The sequence below is a fragment of the Mycobacterium sp. DHQP2018-32-09 genome (assembly GCF_058148405.1).
Genome location: NZ_JBYVYK010000014.1, coordinates 70,250 through 85,293 on the forward strand (window position 1 = coordinate 70,250; position 15,044 = coordinate 85,293).

The following is a 15,044-nucleotide window of genomic DNA, read 5'->3' on the forward strand; positions in this document are numbered from 1 at the left end:
TCACGGTAGCCGAGGTGCACCGTCACGCGATAGCGTGAGCCCATGGCACAGACGGTGGCGAGCAGTTTCATCGACGGTAGCGCGGTCACGACCGGCGGACCTCGGTTCACGGTGGTCAACCCCGCCGACGGTACCGCGACGGCCGAATATTCGCTTGCCACGACCGCCGACGTGGACGCCGCGGTGTCCTCGGCCCGCGCCGCGCTGTCCGGGTGGTCGACGGCCACGCCGGTGGAGCGGTCGACGGTGCTGGCCAAGCTGGCGTCGCTGGCGGCCGCCGCGGCCGACGACCTGGTGGCCGAGGAGGTCTCCCAGACCGGCAAGCCGGTCCGCCTGGCCACGGAGTTCGACGTCCCGGGCAGCATCGACAACATCGACTTCTTCGCCGGCGCCGCCCGTCACCTGGAGGGCAAGGCGACCGCCGAGTACTCGGCCGACCACACCTCCAGCATCCGCCGCGAGGCCATCGGCGTGGTCGCGACCATCACCCCGTGGAACTATCCGCTGCAGATGGCGGTCTGGAAGGTGTTGCCCGCCTTGGCCGCCGGCTGCTCGGTGGTGATCAAGCCCGCCGAGATCACGCCCCTGACCACGCTCACCCTTGCCCGGTTGGCCACCGAGGCCGGACTGCCCGACGGTGTCCTGAACGTCGTCACCGGGGCCGGTCACGACGTGGGCACCGCGCTGGCCGGGCACGCGGGCGTGGATCTGGTGACGTTCACCGGGTCGACCCCGGTGGGTCGCAAGGTGATGGCGGCCGCCGCCACGCACGGTCACCGCACGCAACTCGAACTGGGCGGCAAGGCGCCGTTCGTGGTGTTCGACGACGCCGACCTGGACGCGGCGATCCAGGGTGCGGTGGCCGCGTCGCTGATCAACACCGGGCAGGACTGCACGGCGGCCACGCGCGCCATCGTCGCCGAGGCGCTCTACGACGACTTCGTGGCGGGCGTCGGCGAACTCATGGCCAAGGTGGTGGTGGGTGACCCGCACGACCCGGACACCGATCTGGGGCCGCTGATCTCGACGGCGCACCGCGACAAGGTCGCAGGCATGGTCTCGCGGGCCCCCGCCGAGGGTGGCCGCATCGTCACCGGCGGCACCATCCCCGATCTCCCGGGATCCTTCTACGCCCCGACCCTCATCGCCGACGTCGACGAGCGGTCGGAGGTGTACCGCGACGAGATCTTCGGCCCGGTGCTGACGGTGCGCGCGTTCAGCGACGACGACGACGCGCTGCGCCAGGCCAACGACACGGCCTACGGGCTGGCCGCCTCGGCGTGGACGCGTGACGTGTACCGCGCCCAGCGGGCGTCACGCGAGATTCACGCCGGCTGCGTGTGGATCAACGACCACATCCCGATCATCAGCGAGATGCCGCACGGCGGTGTCGGCGCGTCCGGTTTCGGCAAGGACATGAGCGACTACTCGTTCGAGGAATACCTGACCATCAAGCACGTGATGAGTGACATCACGGCGGCACCCGAAAAGGATTGGCACCGGATCATCTTCACGAAGCGATGACCCCCTCCTCCTCCTGCACCGTGATCGGCGCCGGCGCGTGGGGATTGCCCGCCGCCGCCGAACTCGCCCGCCGGGGCCACCGCGTCACGCTGGTCGACCGTCACGGCGTGCTGAATCCCCTGTCGTCGTCGCTGGGTCCGACCCGGCTGTGGCGCCTGGCGGATCCGGACCCGGCGCGGGTGCGCCTGGCCATCCGCGGCCTGGCGTCGATGGAGCGGCTGAGCGCCCTGACCGGCGCGACCGTGCACCTCACGCGCGGGCTGCTGTGGCGCGACGACGTGTCGCTGCCGCAACTGGTGTCGACGCTGCGCGAAGCGGGGGTCGAGCACGTGGAGGTGAAGGCCGCCGACGTGGCGCGGTTCTTCCCCGGGCTGCGGCCGGACGGCCGTGACGCCGTGTGGCAGCCGACGGCGGGCGTGGTGCTGGCGGCGGATTCACTGCGCGCGCAACTGCGTTCGTTCACCGACGCCGGTGGTGCCCTGGAGGTGGGGCGCGCGGTGACCGCGGTGGCGGCGACGCCGAGCGGGGTGGCCGTGACGTTGGACGACGGGGCGACGCTGCGGTCCGACACGGCGGTCGTGGCGGCGGGTCCCGGCGCGGGGCCGCTGCTGGCGACCCTGGGCGTTCACCTGCCCCTGCACCCGTATCTGGAGCAGGTGGTGCACTTCGGCGATCCCACGAATTCGGCTGTCACCGACGGGCTTCCCGGGCTGTTCGACGGACCGACGGCGGAGCGGCCCGGCATCTATGCCATGCCCTCACCGGGTGTCGGCTACAAGGTGGGGCTCGACGTCCCGGTGCGCGACCATTCCGACGACGATCGCGACCGCACCCCGGACCCGCAGCGCACCGCGGTGCTCGCCGAGCGGGTGGCCACGGATCTGACGGCGGTTCCCCCGACGGTGCTCGACGCCCAGATCTGCTGCTGGACCGACTCTCCCGACGGGCGCTTCGTGATCGACCGGCTGCCCGGCGGCATCGTGATCGCGTGCGGCGACTCCGGGGAGGGCTTCAAGTTCTCGGCGTTGATGGGGGAGTTGCTCGCCGATCTGGTGGAGGACCGTCCGGCCGACGCCGACGTGGCGGCGCTGTCCCTGGCGAGGTTCGCCGACGGGACGCCGGCGCGCACCGGCCCCCACGCGTTGGGCCGGCACTAGACCGACCGCGCGCCCCAATCGTATTGCTGCTTCACCAGTTTGAGGTACATCAGGGTCTCGGTGTGCGTGACGCCGGGGACGGCGCGGATCTTGGTGTTGAGCAGGTCGAGGAGGTCGCCGTCGTCTTCGCAGACGACCTCGACGATGGCGTCGAACGTCCCCGCGGTGAGCACGACGTAGTCGACGGCTTCGATGGCGGCGAGTTGTTCGGCGACCTTGGTGGTGTCGCCGGTGCAGCGGATGCCGATCATGGCTTGGCGGGCGAAGCCGAGTTGCATGGGGTCGGTGACGGCGACGATCTGCATGACCCCCGCGTCGACCATGCGCTGGACGCGTTGGCGGACGGCGGCTTCGGACAGGCCGACGGCCTTGCCGATGCCGGCGTAGGACCGCCTGCCGTCCTGCTGCAGGGTGCGCACGATGGCATCGGACGTCGCGTCGAACTCGATGCGCCCCGAGGCGGGGTCGGCTGGGGGTCCGCCGTGGCGATGGCGTCCGGCGAAGCTGCGCATCGTCTCATCGTGCCCCATGCGCAGGTCTCGAGCAATGAAAAACGCCGGTGAGGCAAAGCCTCACCGGCGTTTTGGGGCATCGTGCGCGTCAGGCGATGCGAATCAGCTTCTTGTTGACGAACTCGTCGATGCCGAAGCGGCCGAGTTCACGGCCGAAGCCCGAACGCTTCACGCCGCCGAAGGGTAGCTCCGCGCCCTCGGCGCCGACGGCGTTGACGAACACCATGCCGGCCTCGATCTTGTCCGCGACGCGCTTGGCCTGCTCGGCGTCGGTGGTGTAGACGTAGCTGCCCAGACCGAACGGGGTGTCGTTGGCCAGTTCGACCGCGGCGTCCTCGTCGGCGACCTTGTAGACCGAGGCGACCGGGCCGAACAACTCCTCGCGGAAGTCCGTGCTCAAGCCGGTGAGTACGCCGGGCGGGAAGTAGGCGCCCTTGCGCTCGCCGTCGGTGGTCAGCGTCGCGCCGCTGTCGACGGCGCGCTGCACCTGCTCCTCGAGGCGCTCGGCCGCGGGCACCGACGACAGCGGGGCCAGGCCGTCGGCCTTGGCGAGCACCTTCTTGGTGAACTTGTCCAGGAACTCGTCGTAGACGCTCTCGGCGACGATGATCCGCTTGGCGGCGTTGCAGGCCTGGCCGGTGTTCTCGAAGCGGCCGTCGACCGCGGCGTCGACCGTGGCGTCCAGGTCGTCGGTGGACAGCACGATGAACGGGTCCGAGCCGCCGAGTTCGAGGACGACCTTCTTGAGGTTGCGTCCGGCGATCTCGGCGACGGCGGCGCCGGCACGCTCGGAGCCGGTCAGCGAGACGCCTTGGATGCGGGGATCGGCGATGGCCTCGGCGATCTGCTCGTTGGTGGCGTAGACGTTGACGTAGGCGCCCTCGGGGAAACCGGCGTCGAGGAAGATCTGCTGCAGCGCCGCGGCCGACTCCGGGCACTGCGGCGCGTGCTTGAGCACGATCGTGTTGCCGGTGACCAGGTTCGGGCCGGCGAAGCGGGCCACCTGGTAGTAGGGGTAGTTCCACGGCATGATGCCCAGCAGTACGCCCACCGAACTGCGGCGGACGAGCGCGGACCCCTCACCCTCGAGCAGCGTGATGGGCTCGTCGGCGAGGAACTTCTCGGCGTTGTCGGCGTAGTACTGGTAGATCGCGGCGGAGAACTCCACCTCGCCCACCGACTGGTCCAGCGGCTTGCCCATCTCGCGCTGGATGATGCGCGCCAGCTCGTCCTTGCGCTCCTCGTGGAGCTGGGCGACCTTCGAGATCAGCGCCGCCCGGTCGGCGACCGTCGAGTTCTTCGACCATTCGCGGTGTGCCTTGGCGGCAGAGGCGATGGCCGCCTCGATGTCGGCGTCGGTGGCGGTCGGGTACTCCTTGACCAATTCACCCGTCGACGGATCGACCACCGCGTACATGGACGTGCTCATGTTTGACCGCTCCTTATGCCGGGCGACGACCGCCCGGGTTGGGTTGTGACTTCTCCCCTCGATCCTTGCGAAATCGGTCACAGTCCGCAACGGTGACGACGAATCCCGCGCATTTCGGCGCGTCTTTACCGATCGATCCGCAGCGTGCGGCGGTCGTGTGACACGGATCACGTGACGGCAACGATGTGACGTACGTCTTGCCGGATGCGCTGCGGCGAACTATGGTTCAGGCTGGAGCGAACAAATTGTTCGCCGCAACGCACATGGCATGGCATCGACCGTTTTCGCACGAGTGAACGGACAACTCAATATGACTGCGACGGGTCCGGCAGACGAACTGCCCACGACCGCCAGCGGCGACGCGGCCGTGGGGGAGCGCATCCGCCAGTTCCGGCGGGCACGCCAGCTCACGCTGCGTGAACTGGCCGATCGGGCCGGCATCTCGGCGGGGTTCCTCAGCGAGGTGGAACGCGGGCACGTCAACGCCAGCATCAGCACGCTGCGTCGGGTGTCCGACGAACTGGGTGTCACCTTGCCCGATCTGTTCACCGACGACGAGGTCGCCGACGTCCGCATCCTGCGGAAGGTGGCACGTCCGGTGATCGAGGTGTCGGAGCTCAGCTCGAAGTACCTGCTGTCGCAGAAGCCGCTGCGCAATCTCGAGGTGTACGTCGCCGAGTTCGCGCCCGGCGCGAGCGCAGGCGAACCGTACGTCCATGGCGACGCCCAGGAACTCCTGATCGTCACCGCGGGCAGCGCGACGCTGGAACTCGGCGGCCAGACCTACGTGCTGGACGCCGGCGACAGCGCCGAGTACCGCACGTCGATCCCGCACTCCGTCCACAACCGGAGCGACGCGTTCGTCGAGCTGCTCTGGATCATCAGTCCCCCAACCCACTGAAGACGTCCCCACCCAAAGGAGATCCGCATGGCCACACCATCATTCGCGCGTCGACTGCCCGCCGTGCTCGTCGCCGGCATGCTGGTCACCGCAGCCTGCTCCAGTGGGCCCGCCCCCGGCGCCGACGTCGACCTGGGCAGCGGCCCGCCGCAGGCAGGCACCGTCAAGAAGGACGCGCTCAAGGGCGTGACCCTGACCTTCGTCTCCTACGGCGGCATCTTCCAGGACGGTCAGACCGAGGCGGCCATCGATCCGTTCGCCAAGGAGTCCGGCGCCCGGGTGCTGCAGGACGGCCCGACCGAGACCGCGAAGATCAAGACGCAGGTCGAGTCGGGCAACGTCACGTGGGACGTCGTCGACACCACCAACGTCGTCAGCGCCCAGCACTGCGGTGAGCTGTTCCTCCCCATCGACACCAGCATCGTCGACGTCAGCAAGATCCCCCCGGGCGCCAAGACCGACGACTGCTCCGTGCCCGCGATGGGCTACGGGCTCATCGTCGTCTACAACACCCAGAAGTACGGAGCCAACCCGCCGAAGAGCTGGGCCGACTTCTTCGACACCGCGAAGTTCCCCGGCAAGCGCGGAATCGAAGGCATCGCAGGCGAACTCGACATGGGAGTGCTGGAAGGCGCCCTGCTGGCCGACGGCGTCGCCCCCGACAAGATGTACCCCCTCGACGCCCCGCGCGCCCTGAACAAGCTGCAGTCGATCCGCCCCGACATCGTGTTCTGGAACAGCGGTGCCCACGCCCAGCAGCTGCTGGAGGCCGGCCAGGTCGACATGGCGCTGCTGTGGAGCGGGCGCGCGTACTCCGCGGTGAAGAACGGTGCGCCGTTCGCGCCGATGTGGAACCAGTGGATGCCCGAGGCCGACACCATCACCGTGCCCAAGGGGGCGAAGAACCCCAAGGCGTCGATGGCGCTGATCAACTACTACCTGGGCGCACAGCAGCAGGCCAAGCTCTCGGAGCTGACGTCCTACAGCCCCATCAACGTCGATGCCAAGCCGCAACTCGACGACCTGGCCAAGAGCTTCCTCACCACGACGCCCGAACGTCAGCAGGATCGCTTCCCGCTCGACGTGCAGTGGTGGTCCAAGAACAACGACGCCATGAACGGCGCGTACTCGGACTGGCTTGCCAAGTAGGGGATGTCGAGCCCCATGACCGTCGTCGACGTCCTCTCCTCCGGGGCAGCGCCGCCGCGCTCGCGCACCGAGATGGCGGGAGCCAGGCGGAGGCGCCGCGGTGCCTACGCCCTGCTCACCCCGTCGATCGTGTTGGTGATCGGCGTGTTCCTGATCCCGCTCGGGGTCATGCTGTGGCGGGCGTTCACCGATCCGACGCCCGGCCTGGAGAACTTCGCCTGGTACGTCGGAGATCCCGTGCAGCGAGCGGTGCTGCTGCGCACGTTCACCACGGGGCTCGAGGTCACCGTCATCTGCCTGCTGCTCGGTTACCCGTACGCCTACGCGATGGTGGCCGCCGGGCCCAAGCTGCGGGCGCTGCTCACCATGCTGGTGCTGGTGCCGTTCTGGACCAGCCTGATGGTGCGCACGTTCGCCTGGGTGATCCTCTTGCAGGACAACGGACCCGCGCACTCGGTGCTCAGGCTGATCGGGCTCGGTGACGTCCAGCTCATCCGCACCAACCTCGGCGTGGTAATCGGTATGAGCCAGATCCTGCTGCCCTTCATGGTGCTTCCCCTCTACGCGGTGATGGCCGGGCTCGATCGACGGTTGATCATGGCGTCGTCGAGTCTGGGGGCGCGCCCGCTGACGTCGTTCCTGCGCGTCTGGGCGCCACTGACGCTGCCCGGTGTGGGAGCCGGTGCGCTGATGGTGTTCATCAGCAGCCTCGGGTTCTACGTCACGCCCGCACTGCTCGGCGCACCGGACAACGCGTTGATCAGTCAGCAGATCTACGTCCAGGTGAACAGCCTGCTGCAGTGGGGCCGGGGCGCGGCGATGGGCGTGGTGCTGTTGCTGGTGACGTTCCTGGTGCTCGCGGTGCTGCTGCTCGCGCTGCGGCGGGCGTCGCGACAGGAGAGGAAGTCGTGATGCGGCACAGCGGCACGTTCTGGCGGGCCGTGCTGCTGGTGTTCTGCGCAGCCGTCGCGGTGTGGCTGGTGGCGCCGTCGCTGATCGTGATCCCGTTGTCCTTCACCGACCGGCCGACGTTCACGTTCCCGCCGACCGGGTTCTCGACGCAGTGGTACGTCAACTTCTTCACCGATCCGTCGTGGCTGTGGTCCCTGGAGGCCAGCATCCGCGTCGGCCTGCTGGTCGCCGTCGTGGCGACGGTGTGCGGGACCGCGGCAGCGGTCGCGTTCAGTCGCACCCGGTTCTTCGGCGACCAGGGTCTGCGCGCACTGCTGTTGTCGCCCATGATCGTTCCGGTGATCGTGGTGGCGATCGGCATCTATGCGATCTACCTGCGACTCAACCTCCTCGGCACGACGCTGGGCTTCGTGGTGGCGCACAGCGTCCTCGCGCTGCCCTTCGTGATCATCCCGGTGAGCGCCAGCCTGCAGGGCTTCGATCGGCGGCTCGAGGACGCGGCGGCCAGCTGCGGGGCGAACCGGTGGACGGTGTTCCGCACGGTCACGCTGCCCCAGGTGGCACCGGGCGTGATGTCCGGTGCGCTGTTCGCGTTCGCGACGAGCTTCGACGAGGTGGTGCTGTCGCTGTTCATCCAGAGCCCCTACCTACAGACGCTGCCGGTGCGCATGTACGCGTCGGTGACCAGGGACACCGATCCCACGATCGCGGCAGCGGCCACCGTCATCCTGGCGATCACCACGGTCCTGACCATCGTCGCCAGCATCTTCACCCTCAGGAGGAGTCGTGCCAAGTAACCCCACGCCGGCAGCCGGTCAGGCGCCGCACGGTGCCGCCATCACCATGCGCGGGCTGACGAAGCGTTACGACTCCGTCGTCGCGGTGGACGGCATCGACCTCGACGCGCAGCCCGGGGAGTTCCTCACGTTGTTGGGGCCCAGTGGATCCGGCAAGACCACGACGCTGAACATGATCGCCGGGTTCGTCGACGTCACCGACGGGCAGCTGCAGATCGACGGCCAGTCGGTCGAGGATCTGCCGCCCTACAAGCGCAACATCGGCATGGTGTTCCAGCACTACGCGCTGTTCCCGCACATGACCGTCGCGGCCAACGTGGAATACCCTCTGCGGCAACGCAAGATCGACAAGGCCGGACGGACGCGCATGGTCGAGGACGCGCTGGCCATGGTCGGGTTGGAGCACCTGGGGCGGCGCAAACCCAAGGAGCTGTCCGGTGGGCAGCAGCAGCGTGTGGCGCTCGCCCGCGCCATGGTCTACCAGCCGCGGGTGCTGCTGATGGACGAACCCCTCGGCGCGCTGGACAAGAAGCTGCGCGACACCTTGCAATTGGAGATCAAGCGCATCCACGGTGAATTGGGCACCACGTTCGTCTACGTCACCCATGACCAGGACGAGGCGCTGGTGCTCTCGGACCGCATCGCCGTGTTCAACAACGCCCGCATCGAGCAGATCGGCACGCCCACCGAACTCTACGAGTTCCCCAAGAGCATCTTCGTCGCGCGGTTCCTCGGTGAATCCTCGCTGTTTTACGGCACCGTCGAGGAGGCCAACGGCGTGAACGTCGGTGGCCGCCGCATCGTCGCGACGCGAGGCGGTGCGCCGGTCGGCACCCGGGTCGCGGTCGTGGTGCGGCCCGAGCGCATCCGCATCGCGGCGACCGACGACGCGCCCAGCGCCCCCAACGCGATTCCGGGCACCGTGGTGCAGGAGATCTACCTCGGCAACGCGCGCAAGGTCGAGGTGCGCCTCGACGACGACACGATGGTCCTGGTCCGGGAGAGTGCCGACGGCATCACCGCCACCTCGCCCGGACAACGCATCTGGCTGACGTTCCAGCCCGAGAACGCGGCCATCCTCGCGGCCGACGACGCCACGTCCGGCGTGCCGGCCGCCGCCACTCGCTGACGACAGAACAGGAGCACGACATGTCACCCCTAGGGTCCGCGGCGCCCGAACTGTCCAACGACTTCGTCAACGGCAGTGTGTCGTTCTGGTACCGGGCCGCGGGGTGGCCCGAGTCCCGGGCGCCGCTGCCGGGTTCGATCGAGGCCGACGTCTGCATCGTCGGCGCCGGGCTGACCGGGTTGTGGGCCGCCTACTACCTCAAGCTGGCCCAGCCGGACCTGCGAATCACCGTGCTGGAGAAGGAGTTCGCCGGCTTCGGGGCGTCGGGCCGCAACGGCGGCTGGCTGTCCGCCGAGCTGGCCGGCTCGCGCGAGGCGTACGCCTCGACGCACGGCCACGACGGCGTGGTGACGTTGATGCGGGCCATGCGCACGGCCGTCGACGAGGTGATCGCCGTCGCGGCTGCCGAGGGCATCGACGCCGACATCGTCAAGGACGGTCTGCTGCACGTCGCCCGCAACCAGGCCCAGATGGGACGGTTGCGCGCCGCGCTGGACCACGAACGCGAATGGGGCGCAGGACCCGACGACTTCGTGGTGCTCACCGGCGACGAGTCGAACGAGCGGATCCGCGTCGCGGGCGCCATCGGCGGCCTGTACAGCCCGCACTGCGCCCGCGTGCAGCCGGCCAAGCTCGTCACGGGTCTGGCGAAGGTCGTCGAGGGCCTCGGCGTCGACGTCTACGAGCAGACGACCGTCACCGCCATCGAGTCCGGGCGCGCCGTCACCGCTCGCGGCACCGTGCGCGCCCCGGTGATCCTGCGCTGCCTGGAGGGCTTCACCGCGACGCTGCCCGGCAAGCGCCGGGAGTGGCTACCCATGAACTCCTCCATGATCGTGACCGAGCCGCTGCCGGAGTCCGTGCGCAAGGACATCGGCTGGGCGGGGGCCGAACTGCTCGGCGACTACGCCCACGGCTACATGTACGCCCAGCGCACCGCCGACGATCGGATTGCCCTGGGCGGCAGGGGTATCCCGTATCGCTTCGGCTCGACGCTGGACAATCGCGGGGCCACCCAGCAGTGGACCGTCGACGCGCTGACCGCGCTGCTGCGTGACATGTTCCCGGCCGCGCGCGAGGTGCCCATCGCGCACGCATGGTGCGGGGTGCTCGGCGTGCCGCGAGACTGGACGGCCACCGTCGACTTCGACCGCGCGTCGGGGCTGGGCACGGCGGGCGGCTACGTGGGCAGCGGCCTCACGACGACGAACCTCGCCGGCCATACGCTCGCCGACCTGGTGCTGCAGCAGGACACCGAGCGCACGCGGCTGCCGTGGGTCGGGCGCCGGGTGCGGCGCTGGGAACCCGAACCGCTGCGGTGGCTCGGGGTGCAGGCGATGTACGCGCTCTACCGCACTGCCGACCGCCGGGAGTCCACCCGCGGCCTGGTCGGGACCAGCCGCCTGGCCCGGGTGGCCAACACGATCACGGGACGCTGACCGATGCGCATCCCACGACCACATGGAACGGACCGATGACGACGCACCCCACCGACACCGCCGTCGCGCTGCGCCACGCCGCCAGCGCCACCGCGGCACTCCCGCCGGCCCAGCCGAAACCCACCAGCCTGACCGGACAGGTCGAGACGGCGGCCAGCCTGTGGTCCGACGCCGGAACCGACGCCGGCATCTGGGAGTGCGAACCCGGTGAGTTCACCGCGGACCGCTCCGGCGGCACCGAGGTGTGCCACGTGATCTCGGGTGCGGCGACCGTCGTCGGCGACGACGGCACGCAGGCCGACGTCGGGCCCGGCTCGCTGCTGGTGCTGCCCAAGGGCTGGCGCGGCCGCTGGGTGGTCACCGAGACCATCCGCAAGACCTACGTCATCGTGGGCGCCTGAGGCTCAGCCCTCGCGGGGCACCACGACGACGGGCACGTCGACGGCGGCGAGGATGCGCGCCGCCGTCGAGCCGAGGAAGATCCGCCGGGGTGCGGCGAACCGGCTGGAGCCCACCACCAGCAGCGCGCCGTCCTCCCAGCGCAACTTCTTGAGCGCCGACTCGAGCGTCATGCCGTCGGCCACCAGGGATTCGACGTCCGGTGAGTCCGGCAGCGCGCGGGCGGCCGCGGCCAGGTTGTCGCGGGCCGCGGCGACCTGGAGCTGACGTACCTCCTTGGCGCCGGCCGCCTCGGCGACGTTCTCGGCGGACACCAGCGACAGCATGCGCAGCGGCAGCCCGCCCGCGGCGGCCAGCGTCAGCGCGAACGGCAACGGGTTGTCGTCGCCGGGTCGCGTCGGCACCGCGGCGGTCAGCGTGGCGATGTCGTCGTCGGGGTCCTCGGCGTATCCGCGGGGCGCCAGCGCCACCGGGATGGGGGACAGGTGCAGCAGCGCACCGGTCACCGGGCCGATGGTGTGATGGCCGAAGAACCCGTCGCGCGCGCCGCCGACCACGATGAGGTCCGAACCCCGCTCCGTCGCGAAGTCGATGAGCGACTCCGCGAACGAGTCGCCCACGATCACCGTCGACGACGCCTCGACCCCGCCCCTGCCCAGGGTGGCGATGGCCGCGGCGACCCAGCGTTCACCGCGCTCGACGAGCAGGTGCTGGTACTCGACGCGGCCCGGGTGCCCGTCGGGCAGCTCCTCGCGCACGACGAGCACCACGTCCACGGCGGCGTCGAAGGTGCGCGCCAGAGCGGTCGCCAGGGCGACACCGTCGTCGCCGGTGGGTGTGGCCAGATAGCCCACGGTCAGATGCATGGTCGGTCTCCCGTCAGAAGGTGTCCGGAACCTGGACTCCGGTCGACGCGTTGAGCGTCTCGCCGCGGAAGAAGCGCTTGGTGCCGAACGCGAAGCACGCCAGCATCAGTGGCACGCCCAGCACCAGCATGCCCACGCCGAGGACGAAGACGCCGCCGATGGGGCCGAACGCCGTGTAGCCGTAGTCCGGTTTGATCATGTCCGCGGCGCTCTGCACGAACGCCCACGTCATGGCCAGCCCACCGAGCAGCGGGAAGATGCCGCGGAAGAACAGGTTTCGCGCGCCGGTGAACAGCGACCGGCGGAAGTACCACACGCACGAGAACGCCGTGATGCCGTAGTAGAACGCCACGGCGAGGCCCAACGAGGCCACCGAGTCCGCCAGCGCGTTCTCGGAGACGAACGTCAGCACCAGGTAGAAGAACAGCGCCGAGATACCCATCACGACGGTGCCGAAGGCCGGGGTCATGTAGCGCGGGTGCACGCTCGCGAACCGCTTGGGCAGGGCCTCGTACACCGCCATCGACAGCGTGCCGCGGGCCGTCGGCAGGATGGTCGTCTGCGTCGACGACAGCGCCGAGATGGACACCGTCAGCAGCAGCAGTGACGCGGCGACCTGGCCGGCGACCGGTTCGCCGAGCACCGTCAGCACGTCGTCGGTGTTGTTGGCATTGTTCAGGCCGATGCCGACGTCGCCGAAGCCGGCGAACGACTGGATGGCGTAGGCGACCAGCACGTAGGTGCACACCAGGATCAGCGTGGTGATGACGGCCGCGATACCCGGCGTGCGGCCGGGATCCTTGGTCTCCTCGCCGACCGCCAGGCAGGCGTCCCAGCCCCAGTAGATGAAGATGCACAAGATGATGGCTGCGGCGATCGACGACGCGTCCAACCCGCCGGGCCACAGCCACGACAGCGACGGCATGACGGCCTGCGCACCTGCGGTCCCTGCGTACACCCGCACCAGCGCGATGACGCTGACGGTGATCAGCACGCCGAATTGGATGGCCATGAGCACGTTTTGGATGCGTTCGGAGACCACGACGCCGCGCGCACTGACGAGCGTCATCGCGATGATGAAGAAGCTGCCGAGCGTGACCTTGGCGACCACGCTGTCGGCAAGGTCGTCCTGGCCGACGAACTTGAACAGGTAGACCGCGGCGATCTCGGCGACGTTGGCCAGCACGATGATGGCTGACACCGCCAGCCCCCACCCGCCGATCCAGCCGATCCACGGTCCGAAAGCCTTTGTGCCCCAGGTGAACGTGGTACCGCAGTCCGGGGTGTCCTGGGACAGTTCCTTGTAGGCGAACGCGACGAGCAGCATGGGGATGAACGCCAGGACGAACATGGCGGGCGCCTTGTCCTGCACGTTGAGCACGACGTAGCCCAGGGTGGCCGCGAGGCTGTAGGCGGGCGCCACCGCGCCTAGCCCGATGACGACGTTGCCGACGAGGCCGAGCGCGCCGGCCTGCAGCCCCTTGTCGGCGACGGCCGTATGGGCCTGCGGTTCGGGAGTGGCCATGGACGGTGAATATACGGTTCCGTCACCGCCCGTGCGCCCATACCGCGCGGCCGGTGCCACCGTCAGCCGACGGCGGCGCGCACCTCGGCGACCATCAGGTCGTACATGGCGCGCGTGACGTCCGTCGCGGTGCTCATGATGTTGTAGCCGTGGTCGACGCCGGACACGTCGTGGTGGCGGACCAGCGCACCCGCCTCCCGCAGCGCGGCGGCGTAGCGCACGGCCTCCGCGCGCAACCGGTCGTACTCGGCGGTGATCACCAGGGCGGGCGCGATCCCTGTCAGGCCGTCGGCGTTCGGCCCCCACGCCGGTGACACCAGCCGGTGCGTGCGGTCGGCGACCGCGGGCACGTAGGCGGTGTCGAACACGTCGCTCATCCACGGTTTGAGGACGGCGCGGCGGCCCAGCGGCGTCGGTTTGCGACGGGCAGGTGTCACCAGATCGAGGGGCGCATAGTGCAGCACCTGCAGGGCGATGCGCGGACCGCCGGCCTCCCAGGCCATCCGCGAGACGGCCGCGGCGATGTTGCCGCCCGCGCTCTGACCGCCGACGCACAACCGGGTGCCGTCCCATTCGCGGTCGGGGTGGGCCGCCCACGCGACGACGTCGAACACCTGCTCCACCGGGGCGGGGAAGCGGTGCGCAGGCGCCAGCACGTAGTCGACGTTGACGACCACCACGCCGGCATGGGCGGCCAGGTATCGGCACCAGGGGTCGTCCTGCGCGGGATGGCCCACCACGAAGCCACCGCCGTGGACGTTGACGTAGACGCCTGGGCGGGCAGCGTCGGCCGGACGGTAGATCGTCACCGTCGCGGGACCGTGGCGTGTCGGCACCACGGCGGTGCTGGGCCGGCCCCCGATCTCGGGGAACCGCACCTGCGGTCGCGGTGCGGGGTTCACGGTACGCGCGAACAGCCGCGCGACCGCGTCGGCGATCGGCTGCCAGGACAGCAGTGACACGTTCGCAGTTCCTCTCGTCGGTCTGGTGGACATCCCCCCACGGTGCAACGCCCGGATCGGCCACGGCCTTCACCGGGTGTCCGACGGTAGCGTGGCCGGCTCGGGCGGGTGCGGGACGGCTCGGGACGGCTCGGGCCGGAGCGGGACGGCTCGAGACGGTGCGGGGCAGACGCGGTGACCGCGCAGCCGGTTGCTTCGGCGGGACGCGCCACCGGACGCAAGTACGGTCTTCCGACGCCGACGCCGACGCCGACGCCGACGCCGACGCCGACGCCGACGCCGACGCCGACGCCGACGCGATGCAGATCCCCAATCGCCCTGCAGATCCCCAATCGCCCTGCCT

Annotated in this window: 14 protein-coding genes; 9 read left to right on the forward strand and 5 right to left on the reverse strand. The window is 69.8% G+C overall.

The features are described 5' to 3' along the window. The first annotated feature begins 42 nt into the window (after positions 1 to 42). Together AC30CM_RS09340 and AC30CM_RS09345 are read left to right on the forward strand one after the other, a co-directional pair. Positions 43 to 1,524, forward strand: a complete 1,482-nt coding sequence (locus tag AC30CM_RS09340) for a gamma-aminobutyraldehyde dehydrogenase (RefSeq protein WP_490116571.1) — start codon at positions 43 to 45, stop codon at positions 1,522 to 1,524. Continuing rightward, positions 1,521 to 2,681, forward strand: coding sequence for an FAD-dependent oxidoreductase (locus AC30CM_RS09345; RefSeq protein ID WP_490116572.1), 1,161 nt, complete (start codon positions 1,521 to 1,523; stop codon positions 2,679 to 2,681). Before AC30CM_RS09340 ends, AC30CM_RS09345 begins: the two co-directional genes overlap by 4 nt. On the opposite strand, the gene AC30CM_RS09350 is transcribed toward AC30CM_RS09345, so the two are convergent. After that, complete coding sequence (locus AC30CM_RS09350) at positions 2,678 to 3,193, reverse strand: Lrp/AsnC family transcriptional regulator (protein WP_490116573.1); 516 nt, start codon at positions 3,191 to 3,193, stop codon at positions 2,678 to 2,680. The genes AC30CM_RS09345 and AC30CM_RS09350 overlap by 4 nt on opposite strands. 88 nt (positions 3,194 to 3,281) lie before the next feature. Then, the gene (locus AC30CM_RS09355; RefSeq protein ID WP_490116574.1) at positions 3,282 to 4,622 is read right to left on the reverse strand and encodes an NAD-dependent succinate-semialdehyde dehydrogenase; all 1,341 of its coding nucleotides are present in this window, start codon (positions 4,620 to 4,622) and stop codon (positions 3,282 to 3,284) included. A gap of 310 nt (positions 4,623 to 4,932) precedes the next feature. On the opposite strand from AC30CM_RS09355, the gene AC30CM_RS09360 reads away from it, so the two are divergent. From AC30CM_RS09360 to AC30CM_RS09390, 7 genes are read left to right on the forward strand one after another with little or no spacing between them, the layout of a single operon-like run. Next, complete coding sequence (locus tag AC30CM_RS09360) at positions 4,933 to 5,523, forward strand: cupin domain-containing protein (protein WP_490116575.1); 591 nt, start codon at positions 4,933 to 4,935, stop codon at positions 5,521 to 5,523. A 27-nt stretch (positions 5,524 to 5,550) separates the two neighbouring features. Beyond that, positions 5,551 to 6,672: an ABC transporter substrate-binding protein gene (locus tag AC30CM_RS09365; protein WP_490116576.1), complete on the forward strand. Its 1,122-nt coding sequence runs from the start codon at positions 5,551 to 5,553 to the stop codon at positions 6,670 to 6,672. 15 nt (positions 6,673 to 6,687) lie between these two features. After that, positions 6,688 to 7,584, forward strand: a complete 897-nt coding sequence (locus tag AC30CM_RS09370; RefSeq protein ID WP_490116577.1) for an ABC transporter permease — start codon at positions 6,688 to 6,690, stop codon at positions 7,582 to 7,584. Continuing rightward, entirely contained in the window at positions 7,584 to 8,381 is a 798-nt protein-coding gene (locus tag AC30CM_RS09375; protein WP_490116605.1) for an ABC transporter permease, read from the forward strand. The genes AC30CM_RS09370 and AC30CM_RS09375 overlap by 1 nt, the downstream gene beginning before the upstream one ends. Continuing rightward, complete coding sequence (locus AC30CM_RS09380) at positions 8,371 to 9,510, forward strand: ABC transporter ATP-binding protein (protein WP_490116578.1); 1,140 nt, start codon at positions 8,371 to 8,373, stop codon at positions 9,508 to 9,510. The genes AC30CM_RS09375 and AC30CM_RS09380 overlap by 11 nt, the downstream gene beginning before the upstream one ends. Before the next feature lie 20 nt (positions 9,511 to 9,530). Further along, positions 9,531 to 10,949 carry an NAD(P)/FAD-dependent oxidoreductase gene (locus tag AC30CM_RS09385; RefSeq protein WP_490116579.1) on the forward strand — a complete coding sequence of 473 codons (1,419 nt, stop codon included), beginning with the start codon at positions 9,531 to 9,533 and terminating at the stop codon, positions 10,947 to 10,949. A gap of 35 nt (positions 10,950 to 10,984) precedes the next feature. Continuing rightward, on the forward strand, positions 10,985 to 11,350 hold the full coding sequence (locus tag AC30CM_RS09390) for a cupin domain-containing protein (RefSeq protein WP_490116580.1): 366 nt from the start codon (positions 10,985 to 10,987) through the stop codon (positions 11,348 to 11,350). A 3-nt stretch (positions 11,351 to 11,353) separates the two neighbouring features. On the opposite strand, the gene AC30CM_RS09395 is transcribed toward AC30CM_RS09390, so the two are convergent. From AC30CM_RS09395 to AC30CM_RS09405, 3 genes are all read right to left on the reverse strand, one after another. Then, entirely contained in the window at positions 11,354 to 12,214 is an 861-nt protein-coding gene (locus AC30CM_RS09395) for a universal stress protein (protein WP_490116581.1), read from the reverse strand. Positions 12,215 to 12,227: 13 nt separating this feature from the next. Next, positions 12,228 to 13,739, reverse strand: a complete 1,512-nt coding sequence (locus AC30CM_RS09400; protein WP_490116582.1) for an APC family permease — start codon at positions 13,737 to 13,739, stop codon at positions 12,228 to 12,230. A 62-nt stretch (positions 13,740 to 13,801) separates the two neighbouring features. Further along, entirely contained in the window at positions 13,802 to 14,617 is an 816-nt protein-coding gene (locus AC30CM_RS09405) for an alpha/beta hydrolase (RefSeq protein WP_490116606.1), read from the reverse strand. Between the last annotated feature and the right edge of the window lie 427 nt (positions 14,618 to 15,044).

What these genes read in the sequence shown, in the direction of transcription:
- AC30CM_RS09340 (WP_490116571.1), top strand. Translation starts at nt 43, where the DNA reads ATGGCACAGACGGTGGCGAGCAGTTTCATCGACGGTAGCGCGGTCACG.
- AC30CM_RS09345 (WP_490116572.1), top strand. Translation starts at nt 1,521, where the DNA reads ATGACCCCCTCCTCCTCCTGCACCGTGATCGGCGCCGGCGCGTGGGGA.
- AC30CM_RS09350 (WP_490116573.1), bottom strand. Translation starts at nt 3,193, where the DNA reads ATGCGCAGCTTCGCCGGACGCCATCGCCACGGCGGACCCCCAGCCGAC.
- AC30CM_RS09355 (WP_490116574.1), bottom strand. Translation starts at nt 4,622, where the DNA reads ATGAGCACGTCCATGTACGCGGTGGTCGATCCGTCGACGGGTGAATTG.
- AC30CM_RS09360 (WP_490116575.1), top strand. Translation starts at nt 4,933, where the DNA reads ATGACTGCGACGGGTCCGGCAGACGAACTGCCCACGACCGCCAGCGGC.
- AC30CM_RS09365 (WP_490116576.1), top strand. Translation starts at nt 5,551, where the DNA reads ATGGCCACACCATCATTCGCGCGTCGACTGCCCGCCGTGCTCGTCGCC.
- AC30CM_RS09370 (WP_490116577.1), top strand. Translation starts at nt 6,688, where the DNA reads ATGACCGTCGTCGACGTCCTCTCCTCCGGGGCAGCGCCGCCGCGCTCG.
- AC30CM_RS09375 (WP_490116605.1), top strand. Translation starts at nt 7,584, where the DNA reads ATGCGGCACAGCGGCACGTTCTGGCGGGCCGTGCTGCTGGTGTTCTGC.
- AC30CM_RS09385 (WP_490116579.1), top strand. Translation starts at nt 9,531, where the DNA reads ATGTCACCCCTAGGGTCCGCGGCGCCCGAACTGTCCAACGACTTCGTC.
- AC30CM_RS09390 (WP_490116580.1), top strand. Translation starts at nt 10,985, where the DNA reads ATGACGACGCACCCCACCGACACCGCCGTCGCGCTGCGCCACGCCGCC.
- AC30CM_RS09395 (WP_490116581.1), bottom strand. Translation starts at nt 12,214, where the DNA reads ATGCATCTGACCGTGGGCTATCTGGCCACACCCACCGGCGACGACGGT.
- AC30CM_RS09400 (WP_490116582.1), bottom strand. Translation starts at nt 13,739, where the DNA reads ATGGCCACTCCCGAACCGCAGGCCCATACGGCCGTCGCCGACAAGGGG.